The sequence below is a fragment of the Acinetobacter sp. S4400-12 genome, from assembly GCF_024129495.1.
GTDB lineage: Bacteria > Pseudomonadota > Gammaproteobacteria > Pseudomonadales > Moraxellaceae > Acinetobacter > Acinetobacter lwoffii_C.
This window is the reverse complement of sequence record NZ_JAMXYB010000003.1, coordinates 60,729-78,815: the sequence shown is the minus strand read 5'-3', so window position 1 is coordinate 78,815 and position 18,087 is coordinate 60,729. Positions and strand designations below refer to the sequence as shown.

General features: G+C 40.6%; 14 protein-coding genes, 1 tRNA gene and 2 pseudogenes. 7 read left to right on the top strand and 10 right to left on the bottom strand.

Annotation, left to right across the window (positions count from 1 at the left end):
• Entirely contained in the window at positions 1-561 is a 561-nt protein-coding gene (rsmD, locus tag NI461_RS02735; protein WP_253156484.1) for a 16S rRNA (guanine(966)-N(2))-methyltransferase RsmD, read from the top strand.
• A gap of 89 nt (positions 562-650) precedes the next feature.
• Here the strand turns inward: rsmD and NI461_RS02730 are convergent, their stop codons facing one another.
• Positions 651-881 (bottom strand): hypothetical protein, encoded by a 231-nt coding sequence (locus tag NI461_RS02730; RefSeq protein ID WP_151205978.1) that lies wholly within the window; start codon positions 879-881, stop codon positions 651-653.
• 246 nt (positions 882-1,127) lie between these two features.
• Here NI461_RS02730 and NI461_RS02725 point away from each other — a divergent pair.
• From NI461_RS02725 to NI461_RS02715, 3 genes and pseudogenes are all read left to right on the top strand, one after another.
• A pseudogene (locus NI461_RS02725) lies at positions 1,128-1,829 on the top strand (sulfite exporter TauE/SafE family protein).
• A gap of 64 nt (positions 1,830-1,893) precedes the next feature.
• On the top strand, positions 1,894-2,655 hold the full coding sequence (locus NI461_RS02720; protein WP_253156474.1) for a 3-oxoacyl-ACP reductase: 762 nt from the start codon (positions 1,894-1,896) through the stop codon (positions 2,653-2,655).
• Between the two features lie 153 nt (positions 2,656-2,808).
• On the top strand, positions 2,809-3,132 hold the full coding sequence (locus NI461_RS02715) for a hypothetical protein (protein WP_253156472.1): 324 nt from the start codon (positions 2,809-2,811) through the stop codon (positions 3,130-3,132).
• Positions 3,133-3,149: 17 nt separating this feature from the next.
• Here the strand turns inward: NI461_RS02715 and NI461_RS02710 are convergent, their stop codons facing one another.
• The gene (locus tag NI461_RS02710) at positions 3,150-3,731 is read right to left on the bottom strand and encodes a 1-acyl-sn-glycerol-3-phosphate acyltransferase (RefSeq protein ID WP_253156470.1); all 582 of its coding nucleotides are present in this window, start codon (positions 3,729-3,731) and stop codon (positions 3,150-3,152) included.
• Between the two features lie 824 nt (positions 3,732-4,555).
• Here NI461_RS02710 and NI461_RS02705 point away from each other — a divergent pair.
• On the top strand, positions 4,556-5,068 hold the full coding sequence (locus tag NI461_RS02705; protein ID WP_253156468.1) for a copper resistance protein NlpE: 513 nt from the start codon (positions 4,556-4,558) through the stop codon (positions 5,066-5,068).
• Positions 5,069-5,135: 67 nt separating this feature from the next.
• Here the strand turns inward: NI461_RS02705 and groL are convergent, their stop codons facing one another.
• The 4 genes from groL to NI461_RS02685 form a co-directional block, all read right to left on the bottom strand.
• Positions 5,136-6,770 carry a chaperonin GroEL gene (groL, locus tag NI461_RS02700; protein ID WP_151203288.1) on the bottom strand — a complete coding sequence of 545 codons (1,635 nt, stop codon included), beginning with the start codon at positions 6,768-6,770 and terminating at the stop codon, positions 5,136-5,138.
• Positions 6,771-6,841: 71 nt separating this feature from the next.
• Positions 6,842-7,132, bottom strand: a complete 291-nt coding sequence (gene groES / locus NI461_RS02695; protein ID WP_067729023.1) for a co-chaperone GroES — start codon at positions 7,130-7,132, stop codon at positions 6,842-6,844.
• 177 nt (positions 7,133-7,309) lie between these two features.
• Positions 7,310-8,086 (bottom strand): metallophosphoesterase family protein, encoded by a 777-nt coding sequence (locus NI461_RS02690; RefSeq protein ID WP_253156466.1) that lies wholly within the window; start codon positions 8,084-8,086, stop codon positions 7,310-7,312.
• Positions 8,067-9,005, bottom strand: coding sequence for a diacylglycerol kinase family protein (locus tag NI461_RS02685; RefSeq protein WP_253156465.1), 939 nt, complete (start codon positions 9,003-9,005; stop codon positions 8,067-8,069). The genes NI461_RS02690 and NI461_RS02685 overlap by 20 nt, the downstream gene beginning before the upstream one ends.
• A gap of 415 nt (positions 9,006-9,420) precedes the next feature.
• Here NI461_RS02685 and NI461_RS02680 point away from each other — a divergent pair, with 415 nt between their 5' ends.
• A complete protein-coding gene (locus NI461_RS02680; RefSeq protein WP_253156464.1) occupies positions 9,421-11,250 on the top strand; it encodes a phosphoenolpyruvate carboxykinase (GTP) in 1,830 nt (609 codons plus the stop codon).
• 228 nt (positions 11,251-11,478) lie between these two features.
• Here NI461_RS02680 and glpD read toward each other — a convergent pair.
• The 3 genes and pseudogenes from glpD to NI461_RS02665 form a co-directional block, all read right to left on the bottom strand.
• Positions 11,479-12,981, bottom strand: a pseudogene (glpD, locus tag NI461_RS02675) (glycerol-3-phosphate dehydrogenase); the annotation flags it as partial.
• A gap of 403 nt (positions 12,982-13,384) precedes the next feature.
• Positions 13,385-13,774, bottom strand: a complete 390-nt coding sequence (locus NI461_RS02670) for a tautomerase family protein (protein ID WP_253156463.1) — start codon at positions 13,772-13,774, stop codon at positions 13,385-13,387.
• A 598-nt stretch (positions 13,775-14,372) separates the two neighbouring features.
• Complete coding sequence (locus tag NI461_RS02665) at positions 14,373-14,897, bottom strand: hypothetical protein (RefSeq protein ID WP_253156549.1); 525 nt, start codon at positions 14,895-14,897, stop codon at positions 14,373-14,375.
• Positions 14,898-15,968: 1,071 nt separating this feature from the next.
• On the opposite strand from NI461_RS02665, the gene NI461_RS02660 reads away from it, so the two are divergent.
• Positions 15,969-17,594, top strand: coding sequence for an NAD+ synthase (locus NI461_RS02660; RefSeq protein WP_174660082.1), 1,626 nt, complete (start codon positions 15,969-15,971; stop codon positions 17,592-17,594).
• A gap of 262 nt (positions 17,595-17,856) precedes the next feature.
• Here NI461_RS02660 and NI461_RS02655 read toward each other — a convergent pair.
• A tRNA-Met gene (locus NI461_RS02655) sits at positions 17,857-17,933 on the bottom strand.
• Between the last annotated feature and the right edge of the window lie 154 nt (positions 17,934-18,087).

Genomic DNA, 18,087 nt, shown 5'->3' with positions numbered 1-18,087 from the left:
ATGAAAAATCAGCTGCGTATTATTGGAGGTGACTGGAAACGCCGGCAACTGGCTTTTGCCAGCATTGAAGGGCTTCGTCCTACGCCAGACCGCGTTCGTGAGACTCTATTCAACTGGCTCATGTGGGATATTCAGAATGCTGTTGTCCTGGACCTGTGCACAGGCTCGGGAGCATTATCCTTTGAAGCGCTGTCACGCGGTGCTGCTCAAGTGATCATGATTGAACCTGACCCTACTCAGGCGCAGTTTTTAACCAATAATCTTGAGCTGTTAAAAGTCACCAAGTCACGTGCCCAGTTAAAAATTGCTACGGCGCAGCAAGCGTTGACAAATATAAAGCAGCAATTTGACCTGGTCTTTCTGGACCCCCCTTATGGCCTAGACTTATGGGAAGAGTTGGCTCAGCAAGCAGATCCGCTGATTAAGTCTGAAGCTTATATTTATGTCGAAGCAGACAAGGACTTACATCAGCTGAAGCTTCCGGCTTCATGGCATTTAATTAAAACGACCAAAGCAGGTATGATCCGGGCGGGATTGTATCAGAAAAATGTAAATGCATAGTGATCGAAAAAAATCATAAAAAAGGATTCCAGTATGGAATCCTTTTTAAGTAATTACATCGTCAAGTTAAAAACTAAGCCATAACCTGCTTAACGGTCACGACGCCAGTCACGGTTGTCCCGATCATGTTTCCAGTCCCGATGATCTTTATGTTTCCAGTCGCGGTCACCATGTTTTCGGTCATAGTGGCGGTCACCATGATTCCGATCATATTGTCCATGACGGTCTTTATTGTAACGATAATCACCATCATCATAAGGGTCAACGACACAACCGGTGACAGAGATTGCAAATATAGACAGTAATATGATTCTTTTCATATTCATCCCCTCTTACTTCATTATTTAGTATCGAATGATTTAATGGAGAATAAACGTGATGATTGTTGTACTGTTGTAGCCTTTATTCGCTACTTATGCGTACAGAGATTCAGGCGAATCTGACCGCAGCCTTCAGGTATCAATCCAGTGAAATATAGACTTGGATTTTGCAGGAATCTGTTAAAACTATTTACCTCTATATAAGCACTTCATTTTACGACCTTGCTGGTTTTTATTGTAGGCGCCATGATCGCAGCTTTCGTTCAAGGCCTGACCGGTTTTGCCTTGGCTTTAATTGCCCTGTCACTCTGAATCTGGGTTTTGCAGCCCAACCAGCAGCCCCTTAGAGGTATGCCCCGCTGTCTGGAGTCATCTCATTTCTCTGAGTCAGGAACAACACCAGTCAGTTTTACCCGGATAGCTTGATCTGCCTTATTTATTGGCGGGATGAATCGGAATCTCACTCGATATTTGTTTATTGCACATCATTCAAGCCAATACTTTTAACTTGGTGCTGGGAATATTTTTGCTTCTCTGGTCACCGATAATGCTACTGAATCCCCCACTAGCCGCGCTTGAATGCCCAGGAAAACTCATTGACAGCGTGATCGGCTTTATAGATGGCATTTTAGGAGAGTTAAGTGTATTTTTCGGCTCATTCAACCTAAATAATGATTAGACAACGGCACAGAGCAGCACAACCTAATATCCTGCGTCATTTTAATTTTTCTATTCAGCTGTTTAGCCTCGGGGCTTATTGGCAGTCATTTCTCTTCTCTGGCAATTCTCATGTTTTTTGTCCTTCCTGCCATTTTGGGGGCCAGGTTGCTTTATCACATTTTTGAACTGGTCTTTAAGCGGATTATTTTAGAGCGGTTGTTCAGTGCCGGCAGGTTTTCTGCGCATGAACCAGCTGATGTAAATCAGACGATCCAGATTATTTTCTAAAACTTGGACAGTATTCCTAGAACTGTTATGGTAGGTTCATGTTCAGTAACTTCAGATAAAATTCATGCAAATTCGTGATCAGATTGTTCTTGTGACTGGCGGTGCCCGCGGTCTTGGTCTAGCTATTTCTCATGCCCTGCTTTCCGAAGGTGCGCGCGTGGTGGTGAATTATCATAATAGCCAGCAAGCAGCTGAACAGTTGGCCCAACAGTATCCTGAGCAAGTTTTTATCTATCAGGCCGATGTAACACAAGCTGATCAGGTTAATGCCATGTTTGCGGCTGCTAAAAACCATTTTAATGAAGCGATTCATGCCGTGGTCAATAATGCTCTGATCCAGTTTAAATTTAATGGCGATGCGCGTCCTAAAGTAGAGCAACTGACCTGGGACATGATGCAACGCCAGCTGAGCGGAGCAGTACAGGCCGCTTTAAATACGACTCAAGCTGCCCTACAGGATATGCAACAAAACCGCTTTGGCCGTATTGTCAATATCGGGACGAATCTGGTGCAGAACCCGGTGGTGCCTTATCATGACTATACCGCTGCAAAAGCTGCCCTGCTGGCATTTACCCGCACCACCGCTCAAGATCTGGGACAGTATGGTATACATGTCAATATGCTCTCAGGTGGATTATTACAAAAGACCGATGCCAGCAAAGCCACACCGGATGCTGTGTTTGACTTGATCGCGGCTTCTACACCGATGGGCCATGTGGTATCACCCGAAGAATTTGCTGCGGCTATTCTTATGTTCCTGTCTCCGTATGCACGCGCAGTCACCGGACAAAACCTGATTGTAGATGGCGGTTTGGTAAAAGGCTAAGGTCTGTACAACGAAAGCACTTAAAGCCAGCCCTTGGCTTTAAGTTAAGATTTCAATTTTCTAGTTTTTAACCAGTTATTTAAATTTAGAGAGGTTAAATCAGATTTTTAATTTACACTATTCACTTTCTTACCAAACCTACCTATTTTTATTATGAAAACTATCACAGCATTGCTCGGTAGCATCTTACTGGCAGGTTGTATGTCTAGTGATCTTAAAAAATCAGAACAGATGCTCGATAACTTTCGCTGCACCAAGATTGAAACCTCACAAATGTCAAACAATGCAGTGACGGACTATTATCAGCACTCACTCTACAGCACCAAAGCCAAAGCTGAATCCTATATTCAGCAATATCAGCAAGGTCAAAAGCTATTTGATATTCCCTTAACCGAAGTGGTTCAGCAGCAATATGATCTGTATAAAGATGCCTGCCAGAATCTCGGAGGCATCTTGGCTACCCAGCATCACCCCTGAACTCAGCTTGTATCCGGTTAAGCTGCATAACGCTGGTCGATGCTGAATTTTTCAGGAAATTTCGGTTGAATGTTGATATAAAAGGCCATAATTTCAGCCATATCCTGTTCATAATTTCCAGTTGGGTAGATAATTTTCCCTACACCTGCCTCTTTTTTCTCATAATCCATATAGGCCAAAGCAATAGGCACACCGGCATTGATTGCTACATGATAAAAACCGGTTTTCCATTGCTCCTGACGGGAACGCGTACCTTCCGGAGTAATCAGCATTACCAGTTTAGGATGTTCTTTAAATAAGTCACTCATGACCTGAACCATACTTGGACGTGGCTCACCTGGCTGTTTAGGACAGCGATTAATGCCAATACCCCCCATCGCCCGTACAAACGGTCCAAATGGAAGTTTCATATAGCTATCTTTAATCGTCAGGCGCACATTCACCCTCAATGCTTTTAAAGCCAGACGCGCATAAAGTGCATCCCAGTTGCTGGTATGGGGTGCTGCGATCATCACGCATTGATCTAGGTCTTCCGGCCATTGATTATCAGTTTTCCACCCCATTAAATTCAGAGTTTTTTCAGCCCATTTTTCAAACACGATAGGTCACAATCATTCGCAAAAATTCGGCACAGTCTAACAACAAAGTAAAATATAGATAGAGTGAAATGTACACAAAATAGACAATTAATTTATATTTGTATTTTAAATTTAAACAAGAGATTTTTCTTTTTGCTAATCAATTACTTTTTTAATTGGACTGATATCAAACTCTATAACCGTTTATCTATATTTGCGATAACGCATATTTTTATGCCACCCCTCTCCCAATTTTCAGATAAAGACATTACAGGTTTCCGGGAAATTAACCGCACGCATAACAGCGCTAGTTTATTCGCTATTTTAGAAGATGGATGTACAAACAGGGTGAAGCTGATAGTTCTGATGATCTCGGTCATTCCGGCATAGACATCAGACAGTTAGCTTGGAATACGACCACTATTCAGTTTACAGCCCATCTTTCACCAGATACTCATGGTGGATTGGAACTTTCACATCCGGTAAATAGTTAGGCAATACCTTAAATCTGGATGATAGACGTTTAATTTTGACTGAATTTGGAATAAATAAGACGAATTATTTAACCCGCGTCCAACAATCTCCTGATCTGGCAGAAACCTGAAATCTGAAAATTTCCAGTTATTGACTTTCTATAACAATACTTATTATTTCATGCTGGATATAACCGATTACATGCTGATGAAATTATTATACTTGCTGATATTTCCAAGATTCTTCAAGTTATATTTGCTCAACTTCACTTGCTTCACCTACGGAATCAAACTTTAACAAGATCTCTCTTTTATATTTTCCCTGTCCTTTTAAGGTATTTAAAGTGCAATAAAAAAACCAGGTGAACCTCAATGAAAAAAATTCTATTTTCCGCCCTGCTGACTGTAACGGTTGCAAGCTTAACCGCCTGTTCAAAACAGGAAGAACGTGACATGACCAATACCGAGCAGGCCGATTCAGTTCTCAATTCTTCTACCTCTTCAGAACCTGCAAGCGCTCAAAGCACATCCAGTACTGGCCTGACCGCCAGTGATCGTGCAGAAACTGCCCTAGATTGGTCAGGTGAATATGAAGGTGTTTTCCCCTGCGCAGACTGTGAAGGCATCAAGGTCGAACTCGAACTCCATCCTGATAAAACCTATGAATTAAAGGAAGAATATCTCGGTAAAGGTAAAAACAATGAAACTGAACTTAAAGGCAGTTTCAGTTTTGACTCACAACAGCCTTCAATTATTATTCTGGATGCCAAGGCTGAAAACCGGAAATTTTTTGTAGGTGAAAATTTTCTTGAAGCGCGTAATCTTGAAAATGGTCAAAAAATCGAGAGCAAGCTGAATTATAAACTGCTTAAAAAAGCATCCTGATAATGCATCAGCTAAAAAAATCCCCGCATAAGCGGGGATTTTTTAGATCGAATGACCAGATGATGAATTACATCATGCCGCCCATGCCACCCATACCGCCCATATCTGGCATAGCTGGTTTTTCTTCTGGAATTTCTGTGATCATACACTCAGTGGTCAGCATCAAGCCAGCTACAGAAGCAGCATGCTCAAGCGCTGAACGAGTCACTTTTGCAGGATCAAGGATACCCATTTCCAGCATATCGCCATATTCGCCAGTTGCAGCGTTGTAACCAAAGTTACCTTCACCGTTCTTCACTGCATTGATTACAACAGATGGTTCATCGCCTGCGTTTGCAACGATTTGACGAAGAGGTGATTCAATCGCACGACGAAGGATATTAATACCTACGTTCTGGTCATCGTTTATGCCAGTCACACCGTCAAGTGCTTTTGCTGCACGTACTAGTGCAACACCACCACCAGCAACAACACCTTCTTCAACTGCTGCACGAGTTGCATGCAGCGCATCATCTACACGGTCTTTCTTCTCTTTCATTTCTACTTCAGTTGCAGCACCGATCTTGATAACTGCTACACCGCCTGCCAGTTTAGCAACGCGTTCCTGAAGTTTTTCCTTGTCGTATTCAGAAGTGGATTCTTCGATTTGCGCACGGATTTGCTGTACACGGTCAGCAATTTGAGCTGCATCACCAGCACCATCCACAATGACCGTATTTTCTTTAGACACTGTGACTTTGTGTGCAGTACCAAGGTGTTCAAGCGCTGTTTGATCTAACTGCATACCGATTTCTTCAGAAATTACAGTACCGCCAGTTAAAATCGCGATGTCTTGCAGCATTGCTTTACGACGGTCGCCAAAACCAGGCGCTTTAACCGCACATACTTTAATGATGCCACGCATGTTGTTAACAACAAGTGTTGCAAGTGCTTCACCTTCAACATCTTCAGCAATGATCAGAAGCGGTTTACCTGTTTTTGCAACAGCCTCTAATACAGTGATGAGTTCACGGATGTTGCTGATTTTTTTATCAACCAACAAAATGAACGGGTTTTCCAGTTCAGCTGTTAAAGTATCTTGCTTGTTTGCAAAGTATGGAGAGATATAACCGCGGTCAAACTGCATACCTTCTACAACATCAAGCGAATCTTCAAAGCCTGAACCTTCTTCAACAGTGATCACGCCTTCTTTGCCCACTTTTTCCATTGCTTGCGCAATCAGTTTACCTACAGTGGTGTCAGAGTTTGCAGAGATCGAACCAACCTGCTCAATGGCTTTAGAATCAGATGCTGGCTTGGCAGTTGTTTTGATATTTTCAACCACAGTTCTTACTGCAAGGTCGATACCGCGTTTCAAGTCCATTGGGTTCATACCCGCAGTTACAGACTTGATCCCTTCGTTCAGGATAGCTTGAGCCAATACGGTTGCAGTTGTTGTACCGTCACCTGCGATGTCATTGGTTTTTGAAGAAACTTCGCGAACCAGCTGCGCACCCATATTTTCAAATTTGTCTTTTAGGGTGATTTCTTTTGCAACAGAAACACCATCTTTAGTGATGTGCGGTGCGCCAAAAGAACGGTCGATTACAACGTTACGGCCTTTAGGACCTAAAGTTACTTTTACCGCATCTGCAAGCGTATTGACACCAGCAATCATTTTGCTGCGAGCTGAATCACCAAATTTTACGTCTTTAGCTGACATAGTTGACTCCGAATATTTTTAATAGCTTTACAAAATCTGATATGGAATGTGTAAGACTGTATTTAGCGAAATTAAGCTTCTAGCACCGCTAAAATATCAGACTCTTTCATAATTAATAGTTCTTCACCATCCACTTTTACCGTTGTGCCGGCATAAGTACCGAACAATACTTTGTCGCCAACTTTTACATCTAATGCGCGTACGCCATTGTCAGTGATCTGACCATTACCTACTGCAATAATTTCCCCTTGTGCCGGTTTTTCTGCAGCAGAACCTGGAAGTAAAATACCGCCAGCTGTTTTAGTTTCTTCTTCAACACGACGAATAACAACGCGGTCATGTAATGGACGAATGTTGCTCATATTTAACTCCATCAGACTAAGTCTTTTTTGATTACTGATAATGACTTCGTTATTCCCTGGGTCACTATCAAAACTTTTAGATGTCACTTTTATGGAGATGGAATAAAACGCTTCAAGGGTAAAAATAAAAAAAATTTCGTTTTTTTTGATATTTTTTGATCAATTACACTATTTCGTCTATTTATTCAGCGCATCGGGGTGCAATACAAAGTTTTTAGTTTGTTCATCAAATAAATATTGAGAAATTTTTCCTGCTGCATCAATCAGATTAAAACTGTTTGGTTGGCTTTTATGGAGCCGATGCGAGGTAGAAGTTCCAGCGTGTACATCATAAACGGGATGATCTACCCCAAGCCTAAACATGCAGTTTAGGTCATAGCTGGCTGGCTGATGTAGATGACCATGCAAGACCGCGAACAGGCCATGTCTGGCCCAAGCCTCCAAGGCAATCTTGGCCATGAGTGGGCTATCTTTAAAACCGCGCTTATTGTGAAAAGGCACATAAAAAGGTTGATGGCTCACAATAATTTTGATCTTAGAGGAAGGTGCCTGTGCCAACTTCTGATCAATGCGCTGAATCTGTTCAAGCGATAAATACCCTTTGGTATGATAGCGACGCCGGATTGAATTCACTCCGATCAGATAAAAATTTTCCGTTTCGAGGGTGGGCTCCAGTTCACGGAAAAAAAACTGATAACGGGTAAAAGGACTAAAGAGGCGATTCCATAAATGATAAAGCGGAATATCATGATTGCCGGGAATGACCAGATAAGGTGTACTGAGCTGATCCAGAAATCGTTTGCAGGCATAAAATTGTGCAAACCTGGCGCGCTGGGTCAAATCTCCGCTTACCACGACCGCCTCCAGAGGATGAGCCTGACAGAACTGACGGATCGCCTCCAGACACTCAGGTCTTTCTGTTCCAAAATGCAAATCAGAGAGATGTAGAATCATAAGGCACCATAACGCTTAGGCTATTTTTAAGGACAGCAATATTGAGAGGCGGTGTCATTTCTACAGTTTCTCCATCTATGGCCACCATCAGCTTGTGACGCCCTGCTTTAATACAGACATGATCTGCTGCAAAACTGTAGACGTCCGAAGCCTGATCAATCTTGCCTCTAATTAGCTGATAAACCAGTCTGAATAAAGTCAGCTTATCGCTTTTGGCCACCACCACCCCAGCGACTTTACCCTGCTCTGCTGCCTGAGCAATCCGCATTTTCATTTCTTCCAGCTGCAAAGGGTTATTTCCAAAAAAGATCAGCGGCGTTTTTACCGGATATTTTTTCTGGTCAATCCAGATTTCCAGCTTGAGTTCCTTATGATTACGAATCAACACATCCAGTGCTGAGGTATAAGCATGCAAAGGCAAACGCCCAAAAAGACGATTATAATCTTCTCTTTTTTTGATAAATAAAGGATATAAGCCCAGACTGGCATTATTCAGGTAAATGTCCTGATTAATTTGTGCCACATGAATCCGCTTAGCTTGACCTGTGACAATCACCTGCGCAGCTTCAAGCAGCTCTAAAGGAATATGTAATCTTCGGGCAACATAATTAAACGTGCCCATTGGCAAAATCCCAACAGGAATGGGGGTATTAAGCAAATACTTGGCGACTGCATTTAAAGTACCATCACCGCCAGCCGCGACCACAATGCCTTTGTCAGATGCCTGAGAATGTCGTTCCAGCACCTGCTGCATAATCAGTTTAAATTGTTCTGGAGTATTAATTTCAAAAGCCTGAGTGTCATAGCCATGCGATGCAAAAATATTAGTCAGCTCTGTATACAGCTCTTGCTGATCTGTAATACGAAAGCCTGAATTATGATTATAAATAATCGATAAAGGTTTAGATTGCTTAGACATTTTTCGCTTAAATATACTGACACCTTTAGGCATTTTGTCGAATTCATAGACAATTAAAAGGTGCTTTATGTAAAATTCAAATCACAGTCATTCATTTAATCAATAAATAAGTTAGAACAAATATTTAATTTAAGTCATTGATAAATAACACAATCAATTAAATAAATACCACACATAAAAAAACAAAATAACAATTAAAATCAAAGATATCCTTCTTATGTGGTTGTTTTACATCAACTTAATCAATGAGCAGCATTGTATTCCAAAAAAATCTAGCGCGCCTTTAGTCTTATTTTTTTTATGATTTTATGCTTTAATACAGCCACTTTTTTTTCATATTTCATCTGAGCAGTTGCTGTATTGTTCAGATTGTACTTTGTACAACATTTTGTACACATTTGAGATAGGCCTCACCATGACCCAAGTGAACGCACCAGAATTCGTTCGTCACCCTAAGCTTATTGCTTGGGTGGAAGAAATTGCTAATTTAACAAAACCAGCAAAAATTGAATGGTGTGACGGTAGCGCAGAAGAATATCAACGTTATATCGACTTGATGATCGCTAACGGCACAATGCAAGCGCTGAACCAAGAAACACATCCGGGTTCTTATCTTGCAAATTCTGATCCTTCTGACGTTGCGCGTGTTGAAGGTCGTACATATATCTGTTCAGAAAACAAAGAAGATGCTGGTGCAACCAACAACTGGGAAGCGCCTGCAGAAATGCGTGCTCGTCTGAACGGTTTATTTGATGGTTCAATGAAAGGCCGTACTTTGTATGTGGTTCCTTTCTCTATGGGTCCTTTAGGTTCTCATATTGCCCATATCGGTATCGAATTAACAGATTCTCCATACGTTGCAGTTAGCATGTCTAAAATGGCGCGCATGGGTAAAGCTGTTTATGACGTACTCGGTACTGACGGTGAATTCGTTCCTTGCGTACACACTGTAGGTGCTCCGCTGGAAGAAGGTCAAAAAGATGTTGCATGGCCTTGCAACCCTGAAAAATATATCGTTCATTATCCAGAAACTCGTGAAATCTGGTCTTACGGCTCTGGTTATGGCGGTAACGCATTGCTGGGTAAAAAATGTCTTGCTTTACGTATCGCCTCTTATATGGGACGTGAACAAGGCTGGTTAGCTGAACATATGCTGATCCTTGGGGTAACGAATCCACAAGGTGAAAAGCACTATATCGCAGCTGCATTCCCTTCTGCTTGTGGTAAAACCAACTTTGCGATGCTGATTCCACCAGCAGGCTATGAAGGCTGGAAGATTGAAACAGTAGGTGACGATATTGCCTGGATCAAACCAGGTGAAGATGGTCGTTTATACGCAATCAACCCTGAAGCTGGTTTCTTCGGTGTAGCACCTGGTACAAATACCAAGACCAACCCGAACTGTATGGCTACGCTTCACAAAGACGTGATCTACACCAACGTTGCTGTAACTGACAACGGTAAAGTTTGGTGGGAAGGTTTGACCAAAGAAGCACCTGCAAATCTGACTAACTGGAAAGGTCAACCACATACCGGTGAAGAGAAAGCAGCGCATCCGAATGCTCGTTTCACAGTTTCAGCTGGTCAATGCCCATCTATCGATGCTGATTGGGAAAATCCGGCAGGTGTTCCTATTTCTGCATTCATCTTCGGTGGTCGCCGTGCAGACACAGTGCCTTTAATCTCAGAAGCTTTTGACTGGGTTGATGGCGTGTATAAAGCTGCAACTATGGGTTCTGAAACGACTGCTGCTGCAGTTGGTCAGCAAGGTATTGTGCGCCGTGACCCATTCGCAATGCTTCCATTTGCCGGCTACAACATGGCTGACTACTTCACGCACTGGTTAGAAATGGGCGAGAAAGTAGGTGCTAAAGCTAAAGCTGCAGGTAACAAACTTCCTGGCATCTACAATGTGAACTGGTTCCGCCGTGATGCTGAAGGCAATTTTGTATGGCCTGGTTTTGGTCAAAACATGCGTGTGCTTGAGTGGATCATTGACCGTTGTGAAGGCCGCGCTGATGCAGTTGAAACTCCAATCGGCCGTGTTCCAACTTACGAACAGTTGAACTGGACTGGTGTAGACTTCACCAAAGAACAGTTTGATCTTGTGACTGCTCAAGATAAAGATCAATGGATCAAAGAGCTTGAAAGCCACACTGAACTATTCGACAAACTGGGTGAACGTTTACCAGAAGCGTTGAAAAAACGTCAAGCTGAGCTTTTAGAAGCAGTTAAATCAGCTTAATTATAAGTTAAAGTGAAAAAAAGACCGCTCATGCGGTCTTTTTTTGTCTATTTGACGACTTGATTAGGTCAATGAACAAAAAATATAACAAGGGATTTTTTAAAAGCACTTATTCCAATAACCTGCTTACCTGGGCTATCCAGCTTCACTCTGGCTAACTCTACTATGTTCTAGCAACCCGTTGTGTACGTCTGTGCCCTTTTTTATTTTATGGCCAATTTCATTTGATCTTTTAATCATTAACTTTAGAAGATACTGATCTAAACGCGATATTTCATCCCCTTTAAATTGAAAACCAAGTTTGCTTCTACGCCATAAAATATCCTGACTGGTTCTGGCCCACTCCCGATCTACCAAATAATCGACTTCTTTGGCAAACAGGCCGTGACCAAAGTCTTCACCCAGCTCCTTCAAACTGGAAATATGCCCTAAAAACTGCCAGACTCGTGAACCATAAGCGTGAGCCCAGCGTGAGGCCAAGGGCAAAGGGATATTTTCCACACGCTGCATAATTTGCTGAATTAAAAGTTCCACCGAAACCAGATTTTCAGCTCCAGGCAATAACGCTTTTTCAGTCCAAGGTTTTTTTATTTCAGGAAAGGTTACTGCCAAGTGCGCTATGGCTGCCTCCGCCAGCTTTCTATAAGTAGTGAGCTTCCCGCCAAATACTGAAAGCAAAGGCGCTTCATGGGGCTGCGGATGTGACAGGGCCAAAGTATAATCCCGGGTAATGGCCGATGGATTATCTGACTCGTCATCACATAAAGAGCGCACACCGGAATAAGTCGATAAAATATCTTCTGGACCTAACTGCTGCTTAAAGTGATCATTATAAACATCCAGCAAATAATTCATTTCCGGCTGAGTAATTTCAACCTGATCTAAATCGCCTTGATACTCATGATCCGTGGTTCCGATTAGCGTGTATTGCTCAAGATAAGGAATGACAAAAACAATGCGATGATCTTTATTTTGTAAAATAAAAGCCTTATCGCCCTCATAAACTCTAGGCACAATAATATGACTGCCTTGAATCAGACGCAGCCCATAAGGTGACTTCTGTTTTAAGCTTTTTTCAATAAACTGGATTACCCAAGGTCCGGCAGCATTAACCAAAGCTTTCGCCTGTACCTGATAACTCCCTTGCGAATCTTCCAGATGAATTTTCCATAATTCATTTTCACGCTCAGCAGCTGTACAACGTGTTTGGGTGGCAATATAGGCTCCCAGCTCATGTGCCTGAATGGCATTTAAAATCACCAGACGGGCATCATCTACTGCACAATCCGAATATTCAAAACCCTGGGTTATGTCTTCCTTTAAAGGACTGCTAACAGCATCAAACCTAATATGTCGAGAACCTGCTAGCTTTTCCCGTTTTCCCAGATGATCATAAAAAAACAAACCCGTCCGAATGAGCCATGCAGGACGCAAATGCGGTTGATGAGGCATAATAAAGCGAAGTGGACGAATAATATGCGGGGCTTTCGCCAACAGAATTTCCCGCTCAGCCAAAGCTTCGTGCACTAAACGAAATTCTTTATGCTCCAGATAGCGCAAACCACCATGAATAAGCTTGCTGCTGGCAGAAGAAGTGTGACTAGCTAAATCATCTTTTTCGCATAAAAAAACCGATAAGCCTCGGCCCGCAGCGTCAACCGCAATGCCAACACCATTGATACCGCCACCGACAATCACTACATCATAGACCGGATGATTCATCTTCATCATCACCTCCTTGGATCTGATCAAACAGCATATTTAGATTTATTCTTGTTCTAATAGTTGGTTTTGCATCTAGCAAATTAACATTATTGAAAGGGAAATAATACTGAGAAACTGTCCTTTATTCTTCACATGTTCTCAATACTTCATATTTCCACCTCACTTTTGAGTATCTCATTCGGTTTATTTTCTACTCAGTCTCGACTCTCAAAGGAAGTGCCGAAGTGTGACAGGGAATGATTTCAGAAACAGGAAAAATGAAATAGTAATTTATTTAAGACCTATCAAAATCAAAGATACTACAAGAACTTGGTGTTGTACTTTAAATGTTAATCAAAGTCATAAAAATAAGGGTTTAAGGCTACTTTTTTAATTCCACCTAATACCCACTATATCGATTGTATTAAAATCAAATATTTATCTTATAATTCAGCTGTAATTCATCCGCACTTTCCCCTCTAATCCCCCAGTTTTCTTTAGAGGTCTCAAATATAGTAATTTCAATATCATTTGAATCAATACCGCATAAATTGCTTATATTTTTGAACAAAGTCTTAATCAATGCTTTCTTAGTCTCTTTTGTTCTTCCATCAAACATAGAAATTTCAATAATTACATAAGATGTACTACGATCTGCTGGATAAATAAAATTTTTTGGTTCTAATGAAATAAAGCGTTGAAACTTTTTTTCTTCAGGATATTTTAATTCTTTGACTAAAGCTTGATGAATAGCTTTACTTAAATTATCCCGATGTAATTCTATTGTTTCACTTAAAGCATAAACTTTTATTTGCGACATTATTTTTCTCTATGTTAAAAAAATTAATCTTAGCTTAACCTTCTCTTTATTTAATACAGTATCCAACAAATATTGGATATAGTTTTAAGCTTTTATTCAGCCTCATAAAGACTGAACCTCTAGTTAAACTAATGTGCTTCAATAAATTGTAGTATTCCATTAAATAAAGCTTAATATCTACTCTCTCGTCCTGAATGAAATAGTAGCCAAGCTTGGATATCTATGCCGTTTTAAGACTTCGGAAGAGCCTCTCTGCCGGGGCATGCTCTCATGAGCAGTATACTGCCCAAGACCTTTGTAACTCATATTTATACTCTCGCCATACTGTTTAAGCGTATGCTCGAATATATAGTTTTTAGACTGATTAGGGGCTGTCATAAATTATCTTGAGAAAATCTGATCACTCCTTATTATTCTTTTATGACTCAACGCCATATATTAAGAGATAATCAGTGGAAGTAGATCAAAGTCTATTAGCTAAATGATCCGGTAGCATTGGAATAACTGCCAAAGATAACCGATTATTTGTTGAAACAGCTCTATACCGTGATTGCTTTATCTGGCTTCAACAATGGTCTGGCTTCATTGATGACCTACTTTAGCTTTGAACAATAATATTGGGAATTTTTCCAAAAAAAATATCCCGGGCAATATCACCTTGTTGCTCAATATTATATTGCTCAAAAAGCTTGCCTTCGATCAATTTATATTTATATGGATTATATAGCTTAAAACTAAGATAATAAGCACTTTGTAAAATAAAGCCTCTTAGCACTACATTCTTATGTTTTTGATATTGAAGTATATGGGCAAGTTCATGGATAAATACACCTTGCATAGCAATTGAACATTCAGAATAATCTTTGACGAACAACTCTTGATTTACAAATATCCTGCCATTTGGAGCCATCAATATGCTTTTAGGCTGCCAAGGTAAATAACGTATATTAAAAATCTTCACATCATTATAATTAATAAGATTATGGAATACTTTTTTCGCAATATTTACTTCGCCCTCAGTTAGACCTCTATATTGAAATTCCTTTATATTTAGCCAATTATAAAAAAAATAAATTGAGTACTGAACAATACTTTTAAATAACCTTATAAATGCATTTTTCATAAAAGCATCGTGACCCATGTTTAACCAATTTTCATTGGCAGCACACCGAAACTCATTGAATGGCAATCATTGAGCTACCCCCTAGCATCTTAGTATAACTCGAATCCCACCTAAACCAAGATTGCATTATTTGAATGCTTAGCTTGATGGCATAATCAGTAAGCACATAAACAAGATGTATAACATCCAACTCAGTCTCCATCAATAGCTCTCACTTTACTGCTGATGAAATTATATTTCTCTTTTAATAAGCTGAATAAATTTTCTATTTTGTTAGACTGCTTTAAGTGATATTCATCTGACATAGGGAGTTGAATAGATTCTATTTTCTTCCGCTGATAGATAATTAAATCAACACTTTGTATTTTTTTATCTGTTCTTTAATTTCTGAATCATAGCGCCACAATTAGCATAGAGCTTTGCTTTTAATCCCCCTATCCACTGTTCACCTATTTTCATGGCTGCTGTATACGTATTCATAAAACCGTACTTACAATATCTCCTCATTGATTCATGATTAGATACAGCTTGCAGCCAAACAACCACCCCATTGAACTTTCTTGAGGTTTCAATCGTCCCTATGCTTCGATTGTTGAAAAAAGTCATCAATAACACAGAATGAATGCTTAAAATCGAACATTGTGACTGAAAGCATAGGTTGTGGGATACCTCCGCAAGAGTTTTCTGCCATCTTTTTCAAGTCAATTTCTTATCCCTGATTCAGATTAATTAAGAGCAGTTTAAATAAAAGTCTGCACAACCACCATTGCTCCCAGCGGTCTACTATTAAGGTGCAAAAAAACAACAATTCAAATGATTTTTTATAATAACGTTGCATATCGGCAGCAATTCTCTTAAAACAGCGCTAGCTTCTCAACCAAATTGCGATAAAATACCTCAAGTATGATATTTTTAGTTCGCAAATCAAAATGTAACGATTATGCGAGATAATGACGTTTTTATTTTGGCCATTTGGCTTTTGCTAGTATCGAACTGCACTCAGCTGGATAATTAGAATTATAAAAATCAGTAATTTAGTGTATTAACCTATAGGAATAGGATTTAATTGGAATGAAAAGTTTTAAAATTGCCATTGCTCAATTCTCTCCACATGTTGGCAATCTAGATGCAAATACGCAAGCCATCATTGATCAGGCCAATCAGGCTAAAAAAGATAAAGCTGATCTGATTATTTTCCCTGAACTCGCTACTCTGGGCTATCCGGCAGAAGATTTATTAATTCGCCCAAGTCTGGCCAAACGTACTCAACAGGCTTTTGAAAAACTTAGCGAAGTCAAAGATATTGTGATGGTCTTTGGTTTTGTTAATCAGTCTGAAGAGGGTCAGCGCTATAATGCTGCGGCCGTCATGAAAGATGGTGAAGTATTAGGAATTTACAACAAACAGACCTTACCCAACTATAGTGTATTTGATGAAAAGCGTTACTTTGAACAAGGTCATCAGCATCTGGTATTTGAATATCTTGAACATAAATTTGGCGTATTGATTTGTGAAGATATCTGGTCCTTATCTACTGTACAGCAACTGGCACAGTTAAATATTGATACTGCCCTGGTACTGAATGCGTCTCCCTACGAAGTAGGCAAGCCACAGCACCGCATTGACACGATGACTGCACTGGTAAAACAGCTGAATATCAATCTGGTGTACTGTAACCAGGTGGGTGGGCAGGATGATCTGATTTTTGACGGAACCAGTTTCATACTGAATAAATCAGGTGATGTGGCTTTGCAGGCACCAAGCTTTGAAGCTGGGTTATACATTGCAGACTTCGACGCTGAACAGTTAAAGTTCAGCAAAGGGGCCATTACCCCGACTTTAGACACCATGGCTGAGATTTATCAAAGTCTGGTGATGGCGACACGCGATTATGTTCAGCGTTCAGGTTTTCCTGGAGTGATTTTAGGCCTCTCCGGCGGGATTGATTCTGCCCTGACTTTGGCAATTGCAGCAGATGCGATTGGCCCGGACAAGGTTCAAGCAGTAATGATGCCTTATACCTATACCGCCCAAATTAGTGTCGAAGATGCGGCGGAACAGGCGAAAAGTATGGGTGTGACCTTTGGGATTGCCGAAATCAATCCAGTGGTTAACAGTTTTATGCAAACCTTGTATCCATTTTTTGGCAATGCTCCGGCAGATACCACTGAAGAAAACCTGCAGGCCCGTACTCGCGGCACCTTGCTGATGGCTTTATCTAATAAGTTTGGCAATCTCGTACTGGCCACCGGCAACAAATCTGAACTGGCTGTAGGATATTGTACTTTATATGGTGATATGGTCGGCGGGTTTGCTGTTCTGAAAGATGTGTATAAGACCATTGTGTTTGAACTAGCAAAATACCGTAACAGCATTTCGGAAACACCGGTTATTCCTGAGCGCGTAATCACACGTCCACCTTCAGCCGAGCTGCGTCCAGATCAGGTTGATCAAGACTCCTTGCCGCCATATGAAATTCTGGATGCTATTCTATACTCATATATTGAAGAAGATTTGAGCCAGGATGATATTATTTCCAAAGGCTTTGATGCCGAAGTTGTGAAAAGAATCATTCGTTTGGTGGATGTGAATGAATATAAACGCCGTCAAGCCGCAATTGGCCCTCGTATCAGTTCACGCTCCTATGGTCGTGAACGCCGTTATCCAATCGTAAATGGCTGGAAAGCAGGTATTTAAAATACCATTGTTAGATACTTTAAATCGCTCTGGTCTTCGACTTGGGCGATTTTTTTATGATAAAAAATTGAATAAGCTAAATATAACAAAACAGAAGTTAGAAGTTAGAAGTTAGAAGTTAGAAGTTAGAAGTTAGAAGTTAGAAGTTAGAAGTTAGAAGTTAGAAGTTATTTTTTAAATAATGTTAAAAGTTAAGTGAAGTTTTTAATTATATTTTGAACTAGAAAAAAAAGAGACCAAGCTGAGAGCTTGGTCTTTAAAATGGTGGCTATGACGGGACTTGAACCTGTGACCCCCGCATTATGAGTGCGGTGCTCTAACCAACTGAGCTACATAGCCATAAACTGTGTGCGCATTATCGTTAGTTCTACAGCTACCGTCAAGCATTTTCACACACAAATGTTCAGTCTTTACGCAAATAAATACTGAACATTTAAACTTTAGCCAAAAAAGTTTTTATACTGTTTAATACATATAGCCATAACACCATTTA

Excerpts from the sequence above, each read along its gene's own strand:
- NI461_RS02685 (WP_253156465.1), bottom strand. The coding sequence starts at position 9,005 with ATGTCTAAGCAATCTAAACCTTTATCGATTATTTATAATCATAATTCA.
- NI461_RS02730 (WP_151205978.1), bottom strand. The coding sequence starts at position 881 with ATGAAAAGAATCATATTACTGTCTATATTTGCAATCTCTGTCACCGGT.
- groES (WP_067729023.1), bottom strand. The coding sequence starts at position 7,132 with ATGAGCAACATTCGTCCATTACATGACCGCGTTGTTATTCGTCGTGTT.
- rsmD (WP_253156484.1), top strand. The coding sequence starts at position 1 with ATGAAAAATCAGCTGCGTATTATTGGAGGTGACTGGAAACGCCGGCAA.
- NI461_RS02680 (WP_253156464.1), top strand. The coding sequence starts at position 9,421 with ATGACCCAAGTGAACGCACCAGAATTCGTTCGTCACCCTAAGCTTATT.
- NI461_RS02715 (WP_253156472.1), top strand. The coding sequence starts at position 2,809 with ATGAAAACTATCACAGCATTGCTCGGTAGCATCTTACTGGCAGGTTGT.
- NI461_RS02670 (WP_253156463.1), bottom strand. The coding sequence starts at position 13,774 with ATGTCGCAAATAAAAGTTTATGCTTTAAGTGAAACAATAGAATTACAT.
- NI461_RS02690 (WP_253156466.1), bottom strand. The coding sequence starts at position 8,086 with ATGATTCTACATCTCTCTGATTTGCATTTTGGAACAGAAAGACCTGAG.
- groL (WP_151203288.1), bottom strand. The coding sequence starts at position 6,770 with ATGTCAGCTAAAGACGTAAAATTTGGTGATTCAGCTCGCAGCAAAATG.
- NI461_RS02665 (WP_253156549.1), bottom strand. The coding sequence starts at position 14,897 with ATGAAAAATGCATTTATAAGGTTATTTAAAAGTATTGTTCAGTACTCA.
- NI461_RS02660 (WP_174660082.1), top strand. The coding sequence starts at position 15,969 with ATGAAAAGTTTTAAAATTGCCATTGCTCAATTCTCTCCACATGTTGGC.
- NI461_RS02705 (WP_253156468.1), top strand. The coding sequence starts at position 4,556 with ATGAAAAAAATTCTATTTTCCGCCCTGCTGACTGTAACGGTTGCAAGC.
- NI461_RS02720 (WP_253156474.1), top strand. The coding sequence starts at position 1,894 with ATGCAAATTCGTGATCAGATTGTTCTTGTGACTGGCGGTGCCCGCGGT.